The following is a 24,502-nucleotide window of genomic DNA, read 5'->3' as shown; positions in this document are numbered from 1 at the left end:
TGAAACGACTCCACGCCGATGATAGTGCGGATTACCCGTGTGAAAGTAGGTAATCGTCAGGCTCCCTAGCAGAACCAGAAACCCCACCCCGCAAACGGTGGGGTTTCTGCGTTTACGCCCATGAAATCGCGCAGGCAACCTAGTGCCAGATACCGCTCGGGCGAGCGGATGGCCTCCCCGCCCGCAACAAACCAAACCCACCAAACTACCTGGACGCCAAAAACTTCTGCGCGAGCCGTACCCAATACGTCGACCCAATCGGCAAAAGCTCATCGTTAAAATCGTAACTCGCGTTATGCAGCATGCAGGGTCCGGCACCATGACCGGCATCGCGATGCCCGCCCCCTCCATTTCCGAGGAAAGCGTAGCAACCCGGCTTGGCGAGCAGCATGAACGAAAAGTCCTCGGCGCCCATTGTTGGCTCCACGGCGTCGTCAACGTTTTCTGCCCCCACAACCTCCTTCATGACCGACGCGGCAAAGCGCGTCTCTTCGCTGCTATTCACCGTAGGTGGATAGTTGCGATGGAAGCGGATATTTACCGAACAGTCGTAAGCCGCAGCAATATTCTCTGCAATCGTCCGCATACGAGCTTCGACGAGGTCCAGCGTTTCCGTCGTGAACGTGCGCACAGTGCCCGCCATCCAGGCTCGATCAGGAACGACGTTCACCGCATCGCCTGCGTGAATCTGCGTGATCGACAGTACCGCCGTATCCAGCGGCTTCTTGTTACGCGTGATGATGCCCTGCAGTCCGTTGGCGATCTGCACCGCGGTGAAAACAGGGTCGCGACCGTTGTGCGGCATCGCCGCGTGTGATCCTACGCCTGTGATTTCGATGCGGAATTCGTTGCTCGACGCCATGATCGGGCCTTCGGTCACGCCGAATTGCCCAGCCGGCATACCCGGCCAGTTATGAATCCCGAACACAGCATCGACGGGAAACTTCGTGAACAGACCATCGTCGATCATCGCCTGCGCGCCTGCACCGCCTTCTTCGGCCGGCTGGAAAATGAACACAATCGTTCCGTCGAACTCGCCATGCCTGGCCAAGTGTCGAGCGGCACCCAATAGCATGGCCGTATGCCCATCGTGTCCACAGGCGTGCATCTTCCCGTCGTGACGAGAGCGATGCTCGAAGCTGTTGATCTCCTGGATCGGTAGCGCATCCATGTCGGCTCGCAATCCGATAGAGCGATTGCTGCTGCCGCGCTTCAGAATGCCCACGACACCGGTCTTACCGAGGCCGCGATGGACCTCGATACCCCACTCAGTCAGACTTTTCGCGACAAGATCGGAAGTCTGGGTCTCTTCGTAGCGCAGTTCCGGATGCGCGTGAATGGTTCGTCGGAGGGTTTGTATTTCGCCGTGTGCGGCCTGGATTTCGGGGATTAGTTTCATGGTGCGATGTGCTTCGATATGCATTGAGTTGCTCGAGGCTATTCGCCCGGGCTCGGTGATGATCAATTCTACGCCCACCCGCATTTTTGGCGGCGCGGGAGAGTGCGGGCGACCACGGACGTAATAAAATTGCATTTCGTGCCAAGTTGTCCTTTATACGGATCTCCCCATGAATGCCCCGACCGAATTTGCCCGCGCCGTGTGTCCGCATGACTGCCCGGACACCTGCGCGATGCGCGTGACAGTCGAGCATGGTCGGGCGATCAAGGTGGTTGGCGATCCCGATCATCCGCCGACGCAAGGGGCGTTGTGCACCAAGGTCAGCCGTTATGCGGAGCGGGTACATCATCCCCGCCGCCTTACGAAGCCGATGCGCCGCGTCGGCGCCAAAGGTGAGGGCCGCTTTGAGCCGATCAGTTGGGATGAGGCGCTTGGACTCGCGGCCGCGCGTCTATCGGAAATTGCGAGCCGCGCTCCCGAGGCGATCGTTCCTTATAGCTACGCCGGAACGATGGGCCTCGTCCAGGGCGACAGCATCGCCCAGCGATTCTTCCACAAGCTGGGCGCATCCCAATTGGACCGTACGATCTGCGCGGCGGCCGGCGCGGCCGGTCTGAAGTACACCTACGGTGCGAGTCTCGGCATGCTGACGGAGTACTTCGCCGAGAGCGAGCTCATTCTGATCTGGGGATCGAATCCGATCGCATCGAATCTGCACTTTTGGACCCGCGCGCAGGAGGCCAAACGCAACGGTGCGCGTCTGATTGCGATTGACCCATACCGCTCGCTGACGGCGGAAAAATGCCATCAGCATATTGCCCTCAAACCCGGCACCGACGGTGCGCTTGCCCTCGGCATGATGAACGTGCTGATCACCGAAGATTGGCTCGATCACGCCTATATCGCCGAACATACCTTGGGCTTTGAACAACTGAAGGCGCGCGCGCTGGACTACCCACCCGCTCGCGTAGCCCGGATTTGCGGCATTGATGCGCAGACGATCGTCGACCTCGCACGCCTTTACGGTGGAACCCGAAAGGCCGCGATCCGCATGAATTACGGCCTGCAACGAGTACGCGGCGGGGGCAATGCGGTGCGCGCCATCGCCTGTCTGCCCTCGTTGACCGGCGCGTGGCGCGAGCGCGCCGGCGGGGCGTTGCTCTCTTCGTCGGGCTGGGCTCCGGTCGATTCCCACGCGCTGCAACGTCCTGACCTGATCCCCGGTTGGCCGTCGCACCAGCCGCGCGTGATCAATATGAATGCGATTGGCGACGCATTGCTGCATCCCGGCGACGCCCAATTCGGTCCCAAGATCGAAGCGGTGATCGTTTACAACTCGAACCCGGTTGCTGTTGCACCGGACTCGCAGCGGGTTGCGGCCGGCTTTGCGCGGGAGGATCTGTTTACGATCGTCCTCGAGCATTTTCAGACCGACACCGCTGACTACGCCGACTTGCTGCTGCCCGCGACCACGCAGCTAGAACATCTCGATCTTCATAAGTCTTACGGGCACACGCACGTGATGGCGAACCTGCCCGCGATTCAACCGGTAGGCGAGGCCCGGCCCAACACTGAAATCTTCCGCGGCATCGCCCGCCGTATGAACCTGCAGGAGCCGGCACTGTTCGAGACCGACGAGAGCGTGGCCGCCAGCGCGTTCCGCTGGAGCGACCCGGTATTCGCAGGTGTCGACTGGGTGTCCCTGAAAGCGAGCGGCTGGGCGAAGCTCAATCTGCCTGATGCTCCCTTTGCCGAAGGCGGGTTCCGCACCCCTTCCGGCAAGTGCGAATTTTTTAGCGAGCGTCTCGCACAGCAAGGACTCGATCCGTTGCCCGACTATTTGCCGCCCTACGAATCCGCCGACGGCGCCCCTGAACTCGCGGCCCGTTTTCCTCTGGCGATGATTTCGCCGCCGGCCCGCAATTTCCTGAACAGCACCTTCGTCAACGTGGAGAGTTTGCGCGCGACCGAAGGCGAGCCGCATCTCGACATTCACCCCATCGACGCGAGCCGGCGCGAGGTTATCGACGGCGACCTCGTGCGCGTTTTCAACGACCGCGGTTCGATGCAAGCCCGCGCCCGTGTCACCGACAAGGCACGGGAAGGTCTCGTAGTCGGACTTTCTATCTGGTGGAAAAAACTCGCCCCCGATGGCTGCAACGCGAATCAGGTGACGAGCCAGGCGCTGACAGACCTTGGCGGTTCGGCCACCTTCTACGATTGCCTCGTCGAGGTCGAGCGCGTTGCAAGCCTTTGAGACGCATCGCACGACACCTGCCTCCATCAAAGCACGCCGTTGAGTGCGAACCGTGTTGGAGGGTGGCATCTAACCTATGTGCATTCGCAAATGGCAGAGTGGAGCGCATGCTACGATGCCCGTTTAGCACGACCATTCGAAAATAAAGGAGGAGACGCCGCATGGAAAAAATCTGGCTGAAATCATATCCGCCCGGCGTTCCAGCAGAAATCGATCCGAGTCAGTACTCGTCCGTTGCCGAACTGTTCGAAGAAAGCTTTCGTGAATATCAGACCAAGCCTGCGTTCGTCTGCATGGGGAAGCAGATAACGTATGGCGAACTGGACACCCTGTCGCGCAAGCTTGCCGCGTGGTTCCAGTCCAAAGGTCTTGCGCGGGGCGCGCGTATCGCGATCATGATGCCCAACGTGCTGCAATACCCGGTGGCGATCGCAGCCATCTTGCGCGCGGGATACGTGGTGGTGAACGTGAATCCGCTTTACACGCCACGCGAGCTCGAACATCAACTCAAGGATAGCGGCGCCGAAGCCATCATCCTGCTCGAGAATTTCGCGGTGACGCTCCAGGCGGTGCTGCGCAATACGGCCGTCAAGCATGTGGTGGTCGCGGCGATGGGCGATCTGATGGGCGCGAAAGGGCTCATCGTGAACTTCGTCGTACGTCACGTTAAAAAGATGGTGCCGGCGTGGAGCTTGCCGGGGCACATCAAGTTCAATGCAGCGATTGCCGAGGGTGCTCGCCAGGAGTTCAAGCCGGTCAAGCAAGGGCCGGACGACGTCGCGTTCCTGCAATACACCGGTGGCACGACCGGCGTCGCGAAAGGCGCCACCTTGCTCCATCGCAACCTGATTGCCAACGTCCTGCAGTCGCAAGTCTGGCTCGACCCGGCGCGCGAGGGACGAGACGACATCGACCAGTTCATCACCGTCGTCGCGCTGCCGCTGTATCACATCTTCGCCTTGACGGTATGTGGACTACTCACCGTTCGTACCGGAGGGCTTGGCGTGCTGATTCCAAATCCGCGCGACATCGGTGGCATGATCAAGGAGCTGCAAGGTTATGCGATCACCACTATTCCGGCGGTGAACACGCTCTATAACGCGATGCTCAACCATCCCGATTTCGACAAGCTCAACTTCTCGAAGCTGCTCGTCGCCAATGGTGGAGGGATGGCTGTTCAGGAAGCCGTCGCGAAGCGCTGGTATGAAAGGACGCACACGCCGATCGTCGAAGGTTACGGCATGTCGGAAACGTCGCCGTGTGTGACCTGCAACCCCGTGTCGGTTACTTCGTACAGCGGCACGATCGGCTTGCCACTGCCATCGACCGAGATCTCGATTCGCGACGACGACAATAACGAGGTGCCCCTCGGTCAACCGGGTGAGATCTGCATCCGCGGTCCGCAGGTCATGGCCGGCTACTGGAACCGTCCGGATGAAACCGCCAAGGTGATGACCCCGGACGGCTTCTTCAAATCGGGCGACGTCGGCGTGGTGAGCGACGCCGGTTATGTGAAGATTGTCGACCGCAAGAAGGACATGATTCTGGTGTCCGGTTTCAATGTCTATCCGAACGAGATTGAAGACGTCGTCGCCAAGCTACCCGGCGTGTTTGAAGTTGCTGCGGTTGGCGTGCCGGATCAGCATTCGGGCGAAGCGGTGAAGCTGTTCATCGTCAAGAAGGATCAGGCACTGACCGACGCGGACATCTTCGCTTTCTGCAAGGAACAGCTCACCGGCTACAAGCGGCCGAAGATTATCGAGTTCCGCACGGAACTGCCGAAGAGCAATGTGGGCAAAATCTTGCGGCGGGAATTACGCGACGGCCGCGCGTGAGGCGTGTCTTGTCTTGACCGCATGTAGCGCCGACTAGCGAAACCAGCCTGATCAAAAGAAGAACGGCCCGACGAGTTAATCCTCGCCGGGCCGTTTCTATTTGCGCGAGGCCTGAGGCGGTACCAACGGCGCTACCTTTCTCCCACTTCAGTCGAACAAACGTCCATGCGAAAAAAAAGCGCCCGAAGGCGCCTTTAGGATGTACAGCTTTATTACGACTTGTTAACCCGGTGCGTTTTGTTTTTTGGTCGCTTTGTTTTTCTACCCTCGCGAGAGGTTCGTCGCTAATGTAACAAAAGGGATACCCTGCGCAAAGAAAAAGCAGGTTGCTCGGTACGTAGCTGTTTCGTTTACGCAACATGGTCTAAAATTGAAAAATAGTCATGAAATCAGCCCTTAACGGAAGTCCCGACGCGCGAGTTGCTTTGCAGACGCACGTCGCACGGACCTCCGGAAGATCCGGGCTGATGTGTCGAACCGGGAGGGCTGGATGCTGGATGAATTGATTACCGAGCTGGATCGGGGTTTACGTTCAATGACAGGCGTATCGCGGATGAACCGTCCAGTGCCTGTGCCGCCCGTGGTGGCGGAGATGCCGGAGCTGTCGCCGGCCGAGCGTGAGCACGCGGCCGCCCTGATGCGTGTGAACCACGTCGGTGAGGTGTGTGCCCAGGCGCTTTATCAGGCGCAAAAACTGGCCACCCGCTCTCCCGCCTTGAAAGAGACCTTCGAGCGTGCAGCTCGCGAAGAAGAGGACCATCTCGCGTGGACCGCGCGCCGTCTGGAAGCACTCGACTCGCGTCCCAGTCTGCTGAATCCGCTTTGGTATGCAGGTGCTCTTGCGCTCGGTCTGGTGGCTGGACGCTTCGGAGATCGTGTGAGCCTTGGCTTCATGGCCGAGACCGAGCGTCAGGTGGAGCAGCACCTCGACAGCCATCTCGAGAAACTGCCAGAGGCGGATCTCGAGTCTCGCGCGATCGTCGAGCAGATGCGTACCGACGAGGCCGCGCACGGTAAAGCCGCGATCGATGCGGGCGGTGTCGAACTGCCTTTTCCCGCGCGCGTCCTGATGCGCGCGGCGTCGAAAATCATGACCCGGACTGCCTACTACGTTTGACCGCTGTGGAAGTGGGACGGCGCAGCGTGCGCCGTCCGTTCAATCGCCTTAAACCCTCCGCTGATTCGTTTAATCCCCCGCCGCAGATCGCTTAGATTCCACGCCTTTCCCCGGGACTTTTCACGTATCACCTTCACAAGTTGCACTAGTCCATTCATTTATAACGGTTTTCTGTTTTAGGCCTGACTTGAAAGAGTCGCGCTAAGTCCTTGTTCTAACAAACAAATTTCGTTAAAAAACCACGCATCTCCCTTGACCCCTCCTGGGGCTTCCTCTAAAGTGGGAGACAGTGTGAGAAAGTGTATTTTTGTGTGATCTCACAGATGGTTTCAGGTAGATTTTCACGGATCGGGTGGTTGGCGCGCTAAGCGCCAACTCTGATCGACCGCAGTGAACTGCATGGGACTGGAGTAAGCGCTAAAGCGCCAACTCCAGTCGACAAGGGAGAGAGAAGTGTTCCAAGGGGCGTCGGCGCTGACGCTCGATGCGAAAGGGCGGATGTCTATTCCCTCTCGGTATCGGGATGCGCTGCAGACACAGGCAGAGGGCCGGGTGACGATCACCAAGCACCCGGACGGCTGCCTGTTGCTCTTTCCGCGCCCGGAATGGGAGATCTTCCGCGACAAGGTCGACAAGCTGCCCATGAACGCGACCTGGTGGAAGCGCATTTTCCTCGGCAACGCAATGGACGTTGATATGGACGGCGCAGGGCGCGTGCTCGTGTCGCCGGAATTGCGCACGGCTGGCGGGCTGGAAAAAGAATTGACGTTGCTCGGCATGGGCCGCCACTTTGAGCTGTGGGATGCACAAACATACGCCGCCAAGGAACAGGCGGCAATGGCTGAGGGCATGCCCGAAGCGTTAAAAGATTTCACGTTCTGATCGCGGCTCACATATATGGCACCTGCGATGGGAAACGAGTTGCAGCATCGCACGGTGCTGCTGGAAGAGGCGGTCGAAGCGTTGATCAAGCGCCCGGACGGCGTCTATGTAGACGGCACGTTCGGTCGCGGCGGACATAGCCGCGCGGTGTTGGGCAAGCTGGGTGAGTCGGGGCGGTTGATCGCATTCGACAAGGATCCGCTAGCCATCGCCACGGCTCAGCAAATCGCCGATCCGCGTTTCGAGATCGTGCACGAGAGTTTTGCTTCACTGCGCGACGCGGTTGCGGAGCGTGGGGTAGGGCGGGTGTCGGGGGTGTTGCTGGATCTGGGCGTGTCGTCGCCGCAAGTCGACGATCCGGAGCGGGGTTTCAGTTTCCGCGCCGACGGCCCACTCGACATGCGGATGGACCCGACGCGCGGCGAGTCTGCTGCTGATTGGCTGGCGCGGGCCACGGTGCAGGAATTGACGGAGGTAATACGAGATTATGGGGAAGAACGGTTTGCTTTTCAGATTGCAAAGGCGCTTGTTGCTCGCCGGGCAGAGTCCGACCGTCTTGGGCCTCTCGTCAGCACGGGCGAGCTTGCCCAAATCGTGGCTAACGTCGTCAAAACCCGTGAGAAGGGCAAGGATCCGGCAACCCGCACCTTTCAGGCTATACGGATTCACATCAATCAAGAGCTTGCGGAGCTGCAAGTCGTTTTAGAAGCGGCGCTAGCGCTGCTGGAGCAAGGGGGGCGGCTGGTGGTGATCAGCTTTCATTCGCTCGAAGACCGGATCGTCAAACGGTTCATGCAGGCGCACGCCAGTGCTCCGGCGGTGGATCGCCGTCTGCCGATCCGTGCCGTCGACCTGCCCAGCCCGCCGCTAAAAATCATCGGCCGCGTGTTCGCGAGCGACGCTGAAGTCGCCGCGAATCCGCGCGCCCGTTCTGCCGTGATGCGTGTGGCGGAGCGTATCGCGCCATGAGCCGCCTCAATATCTTTCTGCTGATTGTTGTAATGGGCTGTGCATTATCTGTAGTTAACGCGACGAATCAGCAGCGTCAGATCTTTATCCAGTTGCAGCGCGCGGAGTCGCAGGAGCGTCAGTTGCAGCAGGATTATTCGCAGCTTCAATACCAGCAGAGCGCACTGTCGAAAACCTCGCGCATCGAGCAGATTGCGACGGATTCGCTGAAGATGGCGGCCGTCACCACCGGCCGCACTCAATATCTGACGCTCTCCCCGGGCGCCGCCACGGCTGAAGATGCGCCGGTACCGACGTCGGCGCCCGCGCCGGCGACGGCGTCTGCCCCGCACGTCACCCGTCAGGGGAGCGCGCGATGAACAAGAGTTCAACCCGCAAGAGTGTCGCGTTCGCGTCGAACCCGATCCTGTCCGTGCGTTTGCCGATGTGGCGCTCGAAGCTCGTCGTGTTCATGCTGTTCATGGCGTTCGTCGCGCTGGCTGGCCGCGCGTTCTGGATTCAGGGTCCGGGCAACGCGTTTTATCAGAAGCAGGGCGAAAGCCGCTATCAGCGAACGCTCGAGCTGCCGGCTACGCGCGGCAAGATTCTCGACCGCAACGGCCTTGTGCTCGCCACGAGCTTGCCGGTACGCGCCATCTGGGCGATTCCCGAAGCCGTTCCCGACGATCTTGGCGCCGACAAGCTGACTGCGCTCGGCAAGCTGCTGGGGATGTCGAATACTGAACTGCGCGCCAAGCTGTCCGAGGACAAGAACTTCGTCTACGTGAAACGTCAGGTGCCGGTCGACATCGCCGAGCAGGTGACCGCGCTCGACATTCCCGGTGTTTATCAGCGCGACGAATACAAGCGTTTCTATCCGGAAGGCGAGATTGCCGCCCACCTGATCGGTTTCACCAATGTCGAGGACGAAGGTCAGGAAGGCGTCGAGCTCGGCGACCAGAAGCTGCTCGAAGGCATGCCGGGCATCCGCCGCGTCATCAAGGACCGGATGGGGCACGTCATTGAAGACGTCGACGAACAGGTCGTGCCGCACAACGGCCAGGACGTGGATCTGGCGATCGACAGCAAGATCCAGTACATCGCCTATACGAACCTGAAGGCCGCGGTCGACAAATTCAAGGCCAAGGCCGGCGCGGCGATGGTAATCGACGTGCGCACCGGCGAAGTGCTGGCGCTCGTCAATTATCCGACCTTCAACCCGAACGACCGCACTCACCTGACCGGCGATCAGCTGCGTAATCGCGTGCTGACGGACGAGTTCGAACCGGGCTCGATCATGAAGCCGTTCACGATCTCGCTCGCGCTCGATCTGCATCGCGTGGCGCCGACTACACTGGTAGACACGGGGCCGGGACACTTCAATCTCGATGGCGCGACGATCACCGACGATAGCGCGTTCGGCGTGCTGACGGTCGGCGGCGTGATTCAGAAATCGAGCAACATCGGCGCGACGAAGATCGCCATGACGCTCAAGCCCGAAGAGATGTGGAATATGTATACGAGCATCGGTCTTGGCCAGGCGCCGAAGATCGGTTTCCCCGGCGCGACCGCGGGCCATCTGCGTCCGTGGAAGAGCTGGCGTCGTATCGAACAGGCGACGATGTCGTATGGCTACGGCCTGTCGGCTTCGCTGTTCCAGCTGGCGCGCGCCTACACTGCGATTGCTCATGACGGTGAAATTCTGCCGGTGACGATTTTCCGTAACCCGGGCGATCAGCCGGTCAACGGTCCGCAGATTTTCTCGCCGGTCACCGCGCGTGAAGTGCGTGCGATGCTCGAAACCGTGGTTGCGCCGGGCGGCACCTCGCCGGATGCGGCCGTGCCGGGCTATCGCGTAGGCGGCAAGAGCGGCACGGCGTACAAGCACGGCGCGCACGGCTACGACAAATCGAAGTACCGCGCCTCGTTCGTCGGCATGGCGCCGATGCCGAATCCGCGCATCGTGGTTGCGGTCTCAGTGGATGAACCGACCGCCGGCAGCCACTTCGGCGGCCAGGTATCGGGCCCGGTGTTCTCGGCGATCGCCGGCGACACCCTGCGCTCGCTCAATATTCCGCCGGACATGCCGGTCAAGCAGATGGTGGTATCGGACGACTCGGCGCCGGTCGCCCCCGCCGCGCCGACGCTGCCGCCGCCTGCGGCGAAAAAGCTGTCCACCAGCGGTGGCGCCAAGAAAATGACCATCGCGGCCAATGCGAAAAGCCATCCGGGAGTTGTCCGATGAGTGCGCTACGTTCGAAGCATCCAGCGCACCGGCAGATTGCCGACGCCCTCACCTGGCTGCACGCTCGCGTGCAGCCAGGTGCCCATGTGCACGCAGATACGCGCTCGCTTGCCGCGGGCGATGTATTCCTCGCCTATGCCGTCGACGGCGCTGACAATCGCCCATTCATTGAAAGCGCGATTGAGCGCGGCGCGGCTGCCGTGCTGTTTCAACCGGAGAACTTCACGGGTTCGCCGGATCCGGCATTGGCGCGCGCGGTACCTGCGCTGAACGAGCTGGCAGGATCGATTGCGAGCGGCTGGTACGGCGACCCGAGCGATGCGATGCGCGTGGTCGGCGTCACGGGCACCAACGGCAAGACCTCGTGCAGCCAGTGGATCGCGGCGGCGCTGAGCGCGCTCGGCACGCCTTGCGCCATCATCGGCACGCTCGGCAGCGGTATGCCCGGCCACCTTGTCCATACAGGCTTTACGACGCCGGACGCGCCGCAATTGCAACGCAACCTCGCTCAGTTGCGCGATGCGGGCGCGCAGGCGGTGGCCATGGAAGTGTCGTCACACGCCTTGCATCAGGGACGGGTGAACGGCACCGCGTTCGAGATTGCCGTGTTCACCAATCTCACGCAGGATCACCTCGATTATCACGGCACCTTCGAGGCCTACGAAGCCGCCAAGGCGCGTCTGTTTGCGTGGCCGGGGCTGCGCTGTGCCGTGATCAATCACGACGACGAAGCCGGACGGCGCCTGCTTGCCAGCACGCAAGGCCACGCGCGAACCATCGCTTACGGTCTCGGCACGCGCAGTGAGGCACCGGACGCCGCAGCGCCGCAGGCCGACGCATGGCTGCATGCGGCCGACGTGCGCGCCACCGCGACCGGCACCGCGTTTTATCTGACCACCTCGGATTGGGGTGACGCAGAAGTCGAAGTCCAGACGCTCGGCGCCTTCAACGTCAGCAATCTGCTGGGCGTGCTCGGTGCGTTGCTCGCGGCTGATGTGCCGTTCGACGTCGCGCTTGCCGAACTGGCGAAGCTGGAACCGGTCAATGGCCGCATGCAACGGCTCGGCGGCCGCCTGCAGAACGACGAACCACTCGTCGTAATCGACTACGCCCACACCCCGGACGCACTGGAAAAGACTCTCGAAGCGCTACGCCCGATGGCGGCGGCGCGCGGCGGCGAACTGATCTGCATGTTCGGTTGCGGCGGTGATCGCGATGCGACCAAGCGTCCGTTGATGGGCGCGATCGCGGAGCGGCTGGCGGACGGCGTGGTCATGACGAGCGACAACCCGCGCAGCGAAGACCCGCAGAAGATTCTCGACCAGATTGCCGCGGGTATGAAAGATCCGTCGAAGGCGCGCCGTATCGAAGATCGCGCGAGCGCCATCCTGCAGGCTATCCGCGGCGCGGCGCGCGAAGACGTGATCGTGCTGGCCGGTAAAGGTCACGAAGCAACACAGGAAATCATGGGCAAGAAACGCGCTTTCTCCGATCAGGATCACGCACGGCTGGCATTGGCCGCGCGGGCAACGCAAGCTCGCGGAGGTGGCGAATGACACGGCGAGGTGGCGCGATGTTCTCCCTGCGCGAAGCAGCAGCACTGATTCCGTCGGCAACCGTCGTGGGTGACGACGGCGTCACGTTCGAGCACGTCTCAACGGATAGCCGCACCGCGGGTCCGGGCGATCTGTTCGTCGCGCTCAAGGGCGACCGTTTCGACGCACACGACTTCCTGCCCGATGTGGCGGCTCGCAATGTCTCGGCGGCGCTGCTGACGCGCACCCCTGCGGATTGGCAAGTCCCGTCCCTGAAGGTGGCCGATACCCGCACTGCGCTCGGCGCGCTCGCCTACGGCTGGCGCCGTCGTTTCACGATGCCGCTCGTGGCCGTGACGGGCAGTAACGGCAAGACGACGGTCAAGGAAATGATCGCGTCGATTTTCGCGGCGGCGGTCGGTGCCGAAGCGCGTCTTGCTACGGCAGGCAACTTCAACAACGACATCGGTTTGCCGCTGACGTTGTTTCGTCTTACCTCGGCGCATCGACTGGCGGTCGTCGAACTCGGGATGAATCACCCGGGCGAAACCGCCTTGCTCGGCAAGATCGCGGAGCCGACGGTTGCGGTTGTGAACAACGCGCAACGCGAGCACCAGGAGTTTATGGCGACCGTCGAAGCGGTCGCGCTCGAACATGCGAGCGTGATCCATTCGTTGACGCCGGATGGCGTCGCGGTGTTTCCGGCGGACGATGCCTACGCAGGCATCTGGCGCGTCGCCGCTACGGGCAACCGCATTATCGACTTCGCACTCAATAACGACGGTCGCACAACCGAAGCCGCCGTGAAAGGCAGCTTCGCCGGTAACCAGCTGAGCATCGAAACACCGGAAGGCCACCTCGACGTCACGTTGCAAGTGCTTGGCGATCACAACGCGCACAACGCACTGGCCGCTACCTCGGCCGCGCTCGCCTCGGGCGTCTCGCTCGATGCCATCAAGCGCGGGCTCGAATCGTTCGGCGCGGTGAAGGGCCGTCTGCAGGTCAAGCGTGCGGCGCTTGGAGCGCTCGCCGGCGCAACGGTGATCGACGACACCTACAACGCCAACCCCGATTCGATGCGCGCCGCAATCGACGTGCTCGCCTCGCGTCCCTCGCCGCGCGTGCTGGTGATGGGCGACATGGGTGAAGTCGGCGACCACGGCCCCGCGTTTCACCGCGAAATCGGTGCCTACGCCAAAGAGCGCGGCATCGACGCGCTGTACGCACTCGGTGACGCCTCGCGTGATGCCTGCTCCGCCTACGGCGCGGATGCGCATCACGTCGACGATGTCGCCACGCTGGTTGCACAACTGCTGCAGGCTGGGTTCGACGCCTCGGCAACGCTTCTCGTGAAAGGCTCGCGCTTCATGAAAATGGAGGGCGTGGTGGACGCCGTAACGAGTCCACAACCCATCGCACCGGGCGCAGCGCCCGATGCACACTGAAATAGAAGGACCGAAGCATGTTACTGGCGCTGGCGCAATGGCTGCAGAATGACGCAAGCTTCTTGCGCGTGATCAGTTATCTGACTTTCCGTGCGGTGGCGGCGACCATCACCGCACTGCTGATCGGACTCGTCTGCGGCCCGGCGGTAATCCGCAAGCTGACCGCCATGAAGGTGGGGCAGGCCGTTCGCAAGGACGGTCCGCAGACTCACCTCATCAAATCCGGCACGCCGACCATGGGCGGCGTGTTGATTCTGCTCGGCATCGCGGTCTCGACACTGCTGTGGGCCGATCTGACCAACCGCTTTATCTGGATCGTGATCCTGGTGACGTTCGGCTTTGGTGTGATCGGCTGGGTCGACGATTACCGCAAGGTGGTCTACAAGGACCCGCGCGGCATGTCCTCGCGCGAGAAGTATTTCTGGCAATCGGTGATCGGTCTGTTCGCCGCCGTATATCTCGCCTTCAGCGTGTCCGAGGCGAGCAACGTGCGCGTCTACGATCTCTTCATGGCGTGGGTGCGAAGTGGCTTTTCAATTGGCTTGCCGCCGCACGCCGACCTGATGCTGCCGTTCTTCAAGTCGATCAGCTATCCGCTTGGCGTGTGGGGCTTTATCGTGCTGACGTATCTGGTGATCGTCGGCGCAAGCAACGCGGTGAATCTGACCGACGGCCTCGATGGTCTGGTGATCATGCCCGTGGTGCTCGTGGGCGCGTCGCTCGGTGTGTTCGCATACGTGATGGGCAGCTCGATCTATTCGAAATACCTGCTGTTTCCGCATATCGCCGGCGCCGGTGAGTTGCTGATTTTCTGTTCCGCGATGGGTGGGGCCGGTCTCGCGTTCCTCTGGTTCAACACGCACCCCGCGCAGATGTTCATGGGCGACGTCGGCGCGCTGGCATTGGGCGGCGCACTCGGCACGGTTGCGGTGATCGTCCGCCAGGAAATCGTGCTCTTCATTATGGGCGGCATTTTCGTGGCGGAGACGCTTTCCGTGATGCTGCAGGTTACCTGGTTCAAGTTCACCAAGCGCCGCTATGGCGAAGGCCGGCGTCTCTTCAAGATGGCGCCGCTGCATCACCATTTTGAATTGTCCGGCTGGAAAGAGACGCAAGTTGTCGTGCGTTTCTGGATCATCACGTTGATGCTGTGTCTGTTCGGTCTGTCCACGCTCAAGTTGCGTTAAGCCGTTGTCGAAGTAAAAGGGAAAGCGATGTTTGGCGAGAAGTTTCGGGATCGGCAAAAGCCGATGGTGCTCGTGCTGGGACTCGGCGAATCGGGTCTCGCCATGGCGCGCTGGTGCGCGCGGCACGGGTGTCGGTTGCGCGTGGCCGACACGCGTGAAGTACCGCCGAATCTGTCTGCACTGGAAGCGCATGGCGTCGACGCCGACTTTGTCGGTGGACCGTTTTCGCCGGTGTTGCTCGAAGGCGTCGACCTGGTGGCGATCAGCCCTGGTCTCTCGCCGCTCGCCGCAGATTTGCTGCCGCTGATTGCCGCAGCGCGCGAAAAAGACATCCCGGTCTGGGGCGAACTCGAATTCTTCGCACAGGCGCTGAAGACGCTTGGCGAGAGCGGCTACGCGCCGAAGGTGATCGCGATCACCGGCACCAACGGCAAGACCACGACAACGAGTCTGACTGGCCTGTTGTGCGAACGCGCCGGCAAGAAAGTCGCGGTGGCGGGCAACATCAGCCCAGCGGTGCTCGACAAGCTCACCGAAGCAATCGACAACACCGCGCTGCCCGACATCTGGGTGCTCGAACTGTCGAGCTTCCAGCTGGAGACGGCGCACACGTTCGCGCCGGATACGGCGGTCATTCTCAACATCACGCAGGACCACCTCGACTGGCACGGCGGCCTCGATGCCTATGCTGCGGCGAAGGGCAAGATCTTCGGGCCGCAGACGGTGCGCGTGCTGAACCGCGACGACGCTCGTGTGATGGCGCTTGCGCCCGCGGCTGACGGCGCGGCACCCGCGGTCACCTTTGGCGTGACTGAGCCGACGCGTCCTGGCGACTACGGTCTCCTGCGCGACAACGGTATCGTCTGGCTCGTCGAAGCGCTCGACCGCGACGCCACCGACGAACCCGCGCCGACCCGTCGCCGCAAGAACGAAACTGCCGCGCCGCCGAGCATCGCCCTCAAGCGTCTGATGCCGGCTGACGCGTTGCGGATCCGCGGTCTGCACAACGCCGCCAATGCACTCGCCGCATTCGCGCTTGCACGCGCCATCGATCTGCCGGGCGCACCGTTGCTGCACGGTTTGCGCGAATATCGCGGCGAGCCGCATCGCGTGGAACTGATCGCGTCGATCGAGGGTATCGACTACGTGGACGACAGCAAGGGCACCAATGTCGGCGCAACGGTTGCCGCGCTCGATGGCCTCGCACAGCGCGCCGTGCTGATCGCCGGCGGCGATGGCAAGGGCCAGGAATTCGAGCCGCTCGCCGCGCCGGTGATGCGCTGGTGCCGCGCAGTGATGCTGATTGGCCGTGATGCACCGCTGATTCGCGCCGCGTTGGCCGATACCGGCATTGCGCTGACCGATCAGCCCACGCTCGAAGATGCCACCCGCGCCGCGGCAGCGCTCGCGCAACCGGGAGACGCCGTGCTGCTGTCGCCGGCCTGTGCAAGCTTCGACATGTTCAAGGATTACGCGCATCGTGCCGCTGTGTTCCGCAGCACGGTTGAAGACATCGCTGCCGAACGGGGGACGATGATATGAGCTGGTCGGAACGCTTCGGTTCGCGCCTTTCCAAGCAGCGCGGCTCAGTTGGCGATGCCAGCGCAGCACGCACGGCGAGCGGCCTCGCGAGCGCTGTCAACGGTGTGCGTCCGCTGCGCTCGCGCATGCTCGATTACGATCACTCGCTGCTGTGGGTCGTGATCGCACTGCTCGGCCTGGGCATCGTGATGGTGTACTCGGCATCGATCGCGATGCCGGACTCGCCCAAATACGCGTCGTATCGCGACTGGGCGTTCCTCGTGCGCCAGATCGTCTTCGTGGTGCTGGGTTCGGTGATCGGCGTGGTCGCGTTCCGGGTTCCGGTTTCGACGTGGGACAAGTACGCGCCGAAGATCTTCCTGCTCGCGCTGGCCAGTCTCGTCATCGTGCTGATTCCGCACGTCGGCAAGGGCGTGAACGGCGCGCGCCGCTGGATTCCGCTCGGCATCACGAACATGCAGCCGTCGGAAATCATGAAGCTTGCCGTGACGATCTACGCGGCGAACTACACGGTGCGCAAGCAGGAATACATGCACAGCTTCGCCAAGGGCTTCCTGCCGATGGCATTTGCCGTAGGCGTGGTGGGCGCACTGCTGCTGCTCGAGCCTGACATGGGCGCGTTCATGGTGATCGCGGCGATCGCGATGGGTGTGCTGTTCCTCGGCGGCGTGAACGGCAAGCTGTTCGGTGGGCTGGTTGCCACTGCGGTGGGGACATTTAGTTTGTTGGTGTGGGCATCGCCATGGCGCCGCGAGCGGATTTTCGCGTATCTCGATCCATGGGACGACCGTTACGCACAGGGCAAGGCATATCAATTGACGCACTCGCTGATCGCCTTCGGACGCGGCGAGTGGTTCGGCGTGGGCCTCGGCGGCAGCGTCGAGAAGCTCAATTACCTGCCGGAAGCGCATACCGACTTCATCCTCGCGGTGATCGGCGAGGAACTCGGGTTCGTGGGCGTGCTGGTGGTGATCCTGATGTTCTACTGGATCGTGCGCCGCTCGTTCGAGATCGGCCGTCAGGCGCTCGCGCTCGATCGTACGTTTGCGGGGCTGGTCGCGAAAGGCATCGGCCTGTGGTTCGGTGCGCAGACCTTCATCAATATGGGTGTGAACCTGGGGCTTCTGCCGACCAAGGGTCTTACGTTGCCGCTCGTCAGTTACGGCGGCTCGGGCATTTTGCTGAACTGTATTGCGATTGGTCTGCTGATGCGCGTGGATTACGAAAACCGGGTGCTGATGCGCGGAGGGAAAGTATGACCTCCATGCAACAGCGCACGCTGATGGTGATGGCCGGCGGCACCGGGGGACACGTGTTCCCGGGGCTCGCGGTTGCTCACCTGATGCAGGCGTGGGGCTGGAAGGTCGTGTGGCTCGGCAACCCCGCAGGCATGGAAGCGACGCTCGTGCCCAAGCATGGCATCCCGATGGAATATGTGCGCTTTGGCGGTCTACGTGGCAAGGGCCTGATTACCAAGCTGATGCTGCCGGTCAATCTGCTTCGCGCCTGCGCTCAAAGCCTGAGTGTGCTGCGTCGCGTGAAGCCGGACGTCGTGCTCGGCATGGGCGGTTACATCACGTTCCCGGCCGGTTTGATGACGGCGCTGAGCGGCCGTCCGCTCGTACTGCACGAACAGAATTCGATCGCCGGTCTCGCGAACAAGGTGCTGGCAAAGGTCGCGAAACGCGTGCTCGTGGCGTTCCCGAACGCGCTTCCACACGCTGAATGGACCGGTAATCCGATTCGTGAGGAACTTGCGCGCACATTGACACCCAAAGCACGCTACGCACAACGCAGCGGTCCGCTGAATCTGCTGGTTGTCGGCGGCAGTCTTGGGGCCGCGGCGCTTAATGAAGTCGTGCCGCGTGCGCTGGCGATGCTCAAGCCAGAGGAGCGTCCGCGCGTGGTGCATCAGGCTGGCGCGAAGCATATCGATGCGTTGAAAGCGAATTACGCGCAAGCCGGTTTGCTATCCCTGGAAGGTGAAGAGGCGGACGTGCAACTCGTGCCGTTCATCGACGACATGACGAACGCTTACGCGAAAGCGGATCTGGTGATCTGCCGCTCGGGTGCGATGACCGTGGCCGAGATTGCGGCAGTGGGCGTGGCCGCGTTTTTCGTGCCGTTCCCGTTCGCAGTCGACGATCACCAGACAACCAATGCAGCGTTCCTCGCCGATCACGGCGCGGCGCTGGTAGTGCAGCAACGCGATCTGACGGCGGAGGGTCTCGTCGCCTGGTTGCGTAGCCAGACTCGCGAGACGCTCGCGCAGATGGCAGAGCGTTCGCGCTCGCTCGCGAAACCCGATGCCACCGAACAGGTCGCGCAGATTTGCGCCACCGTGGCAGGCGTAGTCCCGAGCCAGAGCCCGAGCACAGAAGGAAGGCAACAATGAAACACATCGTTAAACATATTCACTTCGTCGGCATCGGCGGTGCAGGGATGAGCGGTATCGCCGAGGTGCTGGTGAATCTCGGCTATCAGGTAAGCGGCTCGGACCTCGCGAAGAACGCCGTGACCGACCGGCTCGCCGCACTCGGCGCGCGCATTGCGATTGGTCACGACGCCGGGAACATCGAAGGCGCCAATGCCGTGGTCGTTTCGACTGCGGTGCGCAGCGACAACCCGGAGGTGCTCGCCGCGCGTCATCGGCATATTCCGATCGTGCCGCGCGCAGTGATGCTCGCGGAGCTGATGCGCCTGAAGCAGGGTATTGCCATCGCCGGCACGCACGGCAAGACGACTACTACCTCGCTGGTGGCGAGCGTGCTCGCCGCAGGCGGCCTCGATCCCACCTTCGTGATCGGCGGCCGGCTGATCAGTGCTGGCGCGAATGCGCGCCTTGGCACCGGCGACTTCATCGTGGCCGAAGCGGACGAATCGGATGCGTCGTTCCTGAATCTGTTCCCCGTGATCGAGGTCATCACGAACATCGACGCCGATCACATGGACACCTACGGCCACGACTTTGCGCGGCTCAAGCAGGCGTTTATCGAGTTCACGCATCGGCTGCCGTTCTACGGCATCGCGGTGCTGTGCGTCGACGATCCGAACGTGAAGGAGATCCTGCCGTTCGTGTCGAAGCCGATCATCCGCTATGGTCTCGCGGCCGAGGCACAGGTGCGCGCGGTGAATGTCGAGGCTCACGATGGCCGCATGCATTTCACGGCGCTGCGTGAAGATGCGGCACCGATCGACATCGTGTTGAACCTGCCCGGTACGCACAATGTGCAGAACGCATTGGCCGCAATTGCAATTGCGACTGAACTTGAAGTGAAAGATGCCGATATCCAGCGAGCACTCGCAGATTTTAACGGCGTAGGCCGACGCTTCCAGCGCTACGGCGAGGTGCCGGTTACGACGGTTGATCAACCCGGCGGCACCTACACGCTGGTCGACGATTACGGCCATCACCCGGTCGAAATGGCCGCGACGATCGCCGCGGCACGTGGTGCGTTCCCCGGTCGTCGTCTGGTGCTCGCGTTCCAGCCGCACCGCTTCACGCGTACGCGCGATTGCTTCGAAGATTTTGTGAAAGTGCTGTCCACCGTCGATGCGTTGGTGTTGACCGAAGTCTATTCGGCAGGCGAAGCGCCGATCGTCGCCGCAGATGGCCGCGCGCTTGCTCGCGCAATTCGCGTGGCGGGCAAGACCGAGCCGGTGTTTGTCGAAACAGTGGAAGAAGTGCCGGACGCGCTCACGACGCTCGTGCGCGACGGCGATGTGGTGATCACGATGGGTGCGGGTTCGATTGGCGGTGTGCCGGGTCGTCTCGCGCAAAACGAAGGTGTGAAATGAGCAGTTTCGATCCTAAACAGTTCGGCAAGGTGGCAGTCCTGCTCGGCGGTGAATCCGCCGAGCGCGAAGTGTCGCTCAACTCGGGCCGCCTCGTGGTGCAGGGGCTGCGTGAGGCCGGTATCGACGCTCATCCGTTCGACCCTGCCGAGCGTCCGCTAGCGGCGTTGAAAGACGAAGGTTTTGTGCGCGCGTTCAACGCGCTGCACGGTGGCTACGGCGAGAACGGTCAGATTCAGGGCGCGCTGGACTTCTACGGCATTCGCTATACGGGCAGCGGCGTACTGGGTTCGGCGCTCGGTCTGGACAAGTTCCGCACCAAGCTCGTGTGGCAGCAACTGGGCGTGCCGACGCCGCCGTTCGAAGCGGTGCTGCGCGGCGACGACTACGCAGCGCGTGCAACGGACATCGTCGCGAAGCTTGGCTTGCCGCTCTTCGTGAAGCCGGCGAGTGAAGGCTCGAGCGTCGCGGTGATCAAGGTCAAGAGCGCAGACGCATTGCCGGCCGCGCTCGAAGAAGCTGCGAAGTTCGACAAGATCGTGGTGGTGGAAAAGAGCATCGAAGGCGGCGGCGAATACACGGCGTGTATCGCGGGCGATCTCGATCTGCCGGTAATCCGCATCGTGCCGGCGGGCGAGTTCTACGACTATCACGCGAAGTACGTCGCCAATGACACGCAGTATCTGATTCCGTGCGGCGTGGCGCCGGCCGAGGAAGCACGCCTGAAAGCGCTGGCGCGCCGCGCATTCGACGTGCTCGGCTGCACCGATTGGGGCCGCGCCGATTTCATGCTGGACGCACAGGGCAATCCGTATTTCCTGGAAGTGAACACCGCCCCAGGCATGACCGATCACTCGCTGCCGCCGAAAGCGGCGCGTGCGGTTGGCATCAGCTACAAAGATCTGGTCGTGAGCGTGTTGGCGCTCACGCTGAAGGACTGACGCCGACGCTATGTGGAACAACGTTCGCCAGCTCAATTTCGCCGCCAACGCGTTACACGCGTTGCTGGTGCTCGTGCTGCTGGCGGCCGGCGGAGTGTGGCTGGTGCAGCGGCCGAGCTTTGCGCTGCGCGAAATCCAGATCGACGGCGACACCGAGCACATCAATTCGCCGACGGTGCGTGCAGGCGTAGTGGGCCGCTTAAAGGGCAATTTTTTCACAGTCGATCTGGACGCGGCGCGCCAGGCTTTCGAGCAGATGCCGTGGGTGCGTCATGCGAGTGTGCGGCGCGTCTGGCCGAATGCACTGGCTGTCACGCTGGAAGAGTACAAACCGCTAGCAACGTGGGGCAGCGATCAGCTGGTGAGTGTGGACGGCGAACTGTTCACCGCGAACCAGGGCGAGCTCGAAGAGGATTTGCCGGCCTTCGACGGTCCCGATGGCACGGCGCAAGAAGTGGTCGCGCGATATCGCGACTTCAAGAAGTGGTTTGCCCCGCTGGGTGCGACGCCGGAAGAGGTCACGCTGTCACCGCGTTACGCCTGGACGGTCAAGTTGTCGAACGGTACGCAGATCGAGTTGGGGCGCGAGCGCAATCAGCAGACGCTGCTCGATCGCAGCAAGCGCCTGACAGCGGCGTGGGCAGCAGTGACGCAACGTTGGGGGAAGGATATCGAGTATGCGGACTTGCGCTATCCGAACGGTTTCGCGATTCGCGCAGCAGGGATGCGCTTTATCACCGAACCCGACAAGGGCAAGAAGTAACAGGACATCACACGCAATGAGCACGCTATGAGTAAAGACTATAAAGATCTGCTGGTCGCCCTCGACATCGGGACGTCGAAGGTCGTGGCCATCGTCGCCGAGCTGAAAGGCGAAGGTCACTACGAGGTGATCGGCCTCGGCCAGAGCGAATCGAAGGGGCTCAAAAAGGGTGTGGTGGTGAACATCGAGGCCACCGTGCAGTCTATTCAGCGTGCGCTCGAAGAAGCGGAGCTGATGGCCGACTGCAAGATCACCAATGTATTCACGGGGATCGCCGGCAGCCATATCCGCAGCTTCAATTCGAGCGGCATGGTGGCGATCAAGGAAAAAGAAGTGACGCAGGCCGATGTGGCCCGCGTGATCGAGACGGCCAAGGCGATCAACATCCCGACCGATCAGCAGGTGCTGCACATCCTGACCCAGGAATTCATCATCGACGGTCAGGAAGATGTGCGCGAACCGATTGGCATGAGTGGCATTCGCCTCGAAGTGAAAGTGCATATCGTGACGGGCGCGGTGAGCGCGGCGCAGAACATCGTCAAGTGCGTGCGCCGTTGTGGCCTCGAAGTGAACGATCTGATCTTGCAGCCGCTGGCGTCGTCGCTGGCAGTGCTGACCGAAGACGAGAAGGAACTGGGCGTGGTGCTGGTGGATATCGGCGGCGGCACGACGGACATCGCGATTTTCAGCGAAGGCGCGATCCGCCACACCGCGGTGATTCCAATCGCCGGCGACCAGATCACGAGCGATATCGCGATGGCGCTGCGCACGCCGACGCCGGATGCGGAAGACATCAAGGTGGATTACGGCATCGCCAAGCAGGCTCTGGCCGATCCGGACGAGATGATCGAAGTGCCGGGTCTGGGCGAACGCGGTCCGCGCACGCTGTCGCGCCAGGCGCTGGCGGCGGTGATCGAGCCGCGTGTCGAAGAACTGTTTTCACTCGTGCAGCAGGTGGTGCGCGAGTCGGGTTACGAGGAACTGCTGAGCTCCGGCGTGGTGCTGACCGGCGGCGCGTCGATGATGATTGGCATGGTCGAACTGGGTGAGGACATCTTCCTGAAGCCGGTGCGCATCGGCGTGCCCGAATACGCAGGCGGTCTCGCGGATGTAGTGCGCAACCCGCGCTACTCGACGGCGATGGGCCTGCTGGTGGAAGGACGTTCGCAACGGATGCGCGGCCGCAAGGTGGCGGTGCAATCCGGCTCGATGGGCCAGGTGTTCACGCGCATGAAGGACTGGTTCCTGGGTAATTTTTAAAGCATTCGCAGTACGCACAGATTTCGCAATACGCGCTGGTGCCGGCGGCCGGCGCGCGACAGGAGGTTGCCCGATCTCCTGCCGAATAACGGCCGAGTGGCTGCAATTTTTTATCTTGACGGAGGCAACATGGAATTCCAGATGCTGGAAACCGAAACCAACGGCACCATCATCAAGGTGATCGGAGTCGGTGGCGCTGGCGGCAATGCCGTTCAGCACATGATCAACAAAGGCGTGCAAGGCGTCGACTTCATCGTGATGAACACGGACGCGCAGGCGCTGTCGCGTTCGCGCGCGTCGTCGGTGATCCAGCTCGGCAACACCGGTCTCGGCGCTGGCGCCAAGCCGGAAATGGGCCGCGCCGCAGCAGAAGAAGCACGGGAGCGTATCGCAGACGCATTGCGCGGCGCACACATGGTGTTCATCACCGCAGGCATGGGTGGCGGCACGGGCACGGGGGCAGCTCCGGTCGTGGCGCAGATTGCCAAGGAAATGGGTATCTTGACTGTTGGCGTGGTCAGCAAGCCGTTCGAATTCGAAGGCGGCAAGCGCATGCGTGTAGCAGAAGCTGGATCGCAGCAACTGGAGGATCACGTCGACTCGCTGATCGTCGTTCTGAACGACAAGCTGTTCGAGGTGATGGGCGATGACGCCGAGATGGACAAGTGCTTCCAGTGCGCGGACGACGTTCTGAACAACGCAGTTGCCGGTATCGCTGAAATCATCAACGTCGATGGTCTGGTGAACGTCGACTTCGAAGACGTGAAGACGGTAATGGGCGAGCAGGGCAAGGCGATGATGGGCACGGCGACGGTTGCCGGCGTCGATCGCGCGCGTCTGGCTGCGGAGCAGGCTGTTGCCAGCCCGCTGCTGGAAGGCGTGGACCTGTCGGGCGCACGTGGCGTGCTGGTCAACATCACGTCGAGCCGTTCGCTGCGTCTGTCGGAAACCCGCGAAGTGATGAACACCATCAAGAGCTACGCGGCGGAAGACGCAACGGTGATTTTCGGCGCGGTATACGATGATGCAATGGGCGACGCGCTGCGCGTGACGGTGGTGGCAACGGGTCTGGGCCGTGCTGCGAAGAAGCAGCAATCGGCTCCGATGACGCTGCTGCGTACCGGTACGGACAACCAGCCGGTTGGTGCAATGCAGCACGGGCACGCTCCGCAACATTACGCAAGCACGGCAGACTACGGCGCGCTGGATACGCCGGCAGTGTGGCGCACTTCGCGTGACACGGCGGCATCGCACGTGCAGGCGCTGCAGGAAAAAGGCGTCGATACGTACGATATCCCGGCATTCCTGCGCAAGCAGGCGGACTGACGCATACGAGCAGGCTTTCGCTGCG

The 24,502-nt window shown here is 62.0% G+C and carries 19 protein-coding genes; 18 read left to right on the top strand and 1 reads right to left on the bottom strand.

The window, feature by feature from the left end; genetic code table 11:
• Nucleotides 1–205: 205 nt before the first annotated feature.
• A complete protein-coding gene (locus P3T20_RS08275) occupies nucleotides 206–1,399 on the bottom strand; it encodes a M20 aminoacylase family protein (protein ID WP_429286660.1) in 1,194 nt (397 codons plus the stop codon).
• 169 nt (nucleotides 1,400–1,568) lie between these two features.
• On the opposite strand from P3T20_RS08275, the gene P3T20_RS08270 reads away from it, so the two are divergent.
• The 18 genes from P3T20_RS08270 (at nucleotide 1,569) to ftsZ (ending at nucleotide 24,477) form a co-directional block, all read left to right on the top strand.
• Nucleotides 1,569–3,656 (top strand): molybdopterin-containing oxidoreductase family protein, encoded by a 2,088-nt coding sequence (locus tag P3T20_RS08270; RefSeq protein WP_429286659.1) that lies wholly within the window; start codon nucleotides 1,569–1,571, stop codon nucleotides 3,654–3,656.
• Nucleotides 3,657–3,817: 161 nt separating this feature from the next.
• A complete protein-coding gene (locus P3T20_RS08265) occupies nucleotides 3,818–5,491 on the top strand; it encodes a long-chain fatty acid--CoA ligase (RefSeq protein WP_074262568.1) in 1,674 nt (557 codons plus the stop codon).
• A gap of 490 nt (nucleotides 5,492–5,981) precedes the next feature.
• Nucleotides 5,982–6,608 carry a 2-polyprenyl-3-methyl-6-methoxy-1,4-benzoquinone monooxygenase gene (coq7, locus tag P3T20_RS08260; protein ID WP_074262567.1) on the top strand — a complete coding sequence of 209 codons (627 nt, stop codon included), beginning with the start codon at nucleotides 5,982–5,984 and terminating at the stop codon, nucleotides 6,606–6,608.
• 453 nt (nucleotides 6,609–7,061) lie between these two features.
• Nucleotides 7,062–7,490, top strand: coding sequence for a division/cell wall cluster transcriptional repressor MraZ (gene mraZ, locus P3T20_RS08255; RefSeq protein WP_074262566.1), 429 nt, complete (start codon nucleotides 7,062–7,064; stop codon nucleotides 7,488–7,490).
• 15 nt (nucleotides 7,491–7,505) lie between these two features.
• Entirely contained in the window at nucleotides 7,506–8,459 is a 954-nt protein-coding gene (gene rsmH / locus P3T20_RS08250; protein WP_074262565.1) for a 16S rRNA (cytosine(1402)-N(4))-methyltransferase RsmH, read from the top strand.
• A complete protein-coding gene (gene ftsL, locus P3T20_RS08245) occupies nucleotides 8,456–8,818 on the top strand; it encodes a cell division protein FtsL (protein ID WP_429286658.1) in 363 nt (120 codons plus the stop codon). Before rsmH ends, ftsL begins: the two co-directional genes overlap by 4 nt.
• A complete protein-coding gene (locus P3T20_RS08240; RefSeq protein WP_429286657.1) occupies nucleotides 8,815–10,683 on the top strand; it encodes a peptidoglycan D,D-transpeptidase FtsI family protein in 1,869 nt (622 codons plus the stop codon). The genes ftsL and P3T20_RS08240 overlap by 4 nt, the downstream gene beginning before the upstream one ends.
• Complete coding sequence (locus P3T20_RS08235; RefSeq protein WP_429286656.1) at nucleotides 10,680–12,239, top strand: UDP-N-acetylmuramoyl-L-alanyl-D-glutamate--2,6-diaminopimelate ligase; 1,560 nt, start codon at nucleotides 10,680–10,682, stop codon at nucleotides 12,237–12,239. Before P3T20_RS08240 ends, P3T20_RS08235 begins: the two co-directional genes overlap by 4 nt.
• Complete coding sequence (locus tag P3T20_RS08230) at nucleotides 12,236–13,663, top strand: UDP-N-acetylmuramoyl-tripeptide--D-alanyl-D-alanine ligase (RefSeq protein ID WP_429286655.1); 1,428 nt, start codon at nucleotides 12,236–12,238, stop codon at nucleotides 13,661–13,663. Before P3T20_RS08235 ends, P3T20_RS08230 begins: the two co-directional genes overlap by 4 nt.
• A 17-nt stretch (nucleotides 13,664–13,680) precedes the next feature.
• Nucleotides 13,681–14,850 carry a phospho-N-acetylmuramoyl-pentapeptide-transferase gene (gene mraY, locus P3T20_RS08225; RefSeq protein ID WP_074262560.1) on the top strand — a complete coding sequence of 390 codons (1,170 nt, stop codon included), beginning with the start codon at nucleotides 13,681–13,683 and terminating at the stop codon, nucleotides 14,848–14,850.
• Nucleotides 14,851–14,877: 27 nt separating this feature from the next.
• Entirely contained in the window at nucleotides 14,878–16,392 is a 1,515-nt protein-coding gene (gene murD, locus P3T20_RS08220; protein WP_429286654.1) for a UDP-N-acetylmuramoyl-L-alanine--D-glutamate ligase, read from the top strand.
• Entirely contained in the window at nucleotides 16,389–17,651 is a 1,263-nt protein-coding gene (gene ftsW, locus P3T20_RS08215) for a putative lipid II flippase FtsW (RefSeq protein ID WP_074262558.1), read from the top strand. The genes murD and ftsW overlap by 4 nt, the downstream gene beginning before the upstream one ends.
• On the top strand, nucleotides 17,648–18,787 hold the full coding sequence (gene murG, locus P3T20_RS08210; RefSeq protein WP_429286653.1) for an undecaprenyldiphospho-muramoylpentapeptide beta-N-acetylglucosaminyltransferase: 1,140 nt from the start codon (nucleotides 17,648–17,650) through the stop codon (nucleotides 18,785–18,787). The genes ftsW and murG overlap by 4 nt, the downstream gene beginning before the upstream one ends.
• Nucleotides 18,784–20,190 (top strand): UDP-N-acetylmuramate--L-alanine ligase, encoded by a 1,407-nt coding sequence (gene murC, locus P3T20_RS08205; RefSeq protein ID WP_429286652.1) that lies wholly within the window; start codon nucleotides 18,784–18,786, stop codon nucleotides 20,188–20,190. The genes murG and murC overlap by 4 nt, the downstream gene beginning before the upstream one ends.
• Nucleotides 20,187–21,128: a D-alanine--D-alanine ligase gene (locus tag P3T20_RS08200; RefSeq protein WP_074262555.1), complete on the top strand. Its 942-nt coding sequence runs from the start codon at nucleotides 20,187–20,189 to the stop codon at nucleotides 21,126–21,128. Before murC ends, P3T20_RS08200 begins: the two co-directional genes overlap by 4 nt.
• A 10-nt stretch (nucleotides 21,129–21,138) precedes the next feature.
• Nucleotides 21,139–21,891, top strand: coding sequence for a cell division protein FtsQ/DivIB (locus P3T20_RS08195; RefSeq protein ID WP_074262554.1), 753 nt, complete (start codon nucleotides 21,139–21,141; stop codon nucleotides 21,889–21,891).
• A 27-nt stretch (nucleotides 21,892–21,918) separates the two neighbouring features.
• Entirely contained in the window at nucleotides 21,919–23,151 is a 1,233-nt protein-coding gene (ftsA, locus tag P3T20_RS08190; protein WP_074262553.1) for a cell division protein FtsA, read from the top strand.
• Nucleotides 23,152–23,280: 129 nt separating this feature from the next.
• Nucleotides 23,281–24,477, top strand: coding sequence for a cell division protein FtsZ (gene ftsZ, locus P3T20_RS08185; protein ID WP_074262552.1), 1,197 nt, complete (start codon nucleotides 23,281–23,283; stop codon nucleotides 24,475–24,477).
• Nucleotides 24,478–24,502 lie beyond the last annotated feature (25 nt).

Source organism: Paraburkholderia sp. GAS206C, assembly GCF_050435645.1.
Classification (GTDB): domain Bacteria; phylum Pseudomonadota; class Gammaproteobacteria; order Burkholderiales; family Burkholderiaceae; genus Paraburkholderia; species Paraburkholderia phenazinium_B.
The sequence above is the reverse complement of the archived record's forward strand: the minus strand, read 5'-3'. Positions and strand labels throughout refer to the sequence as shown.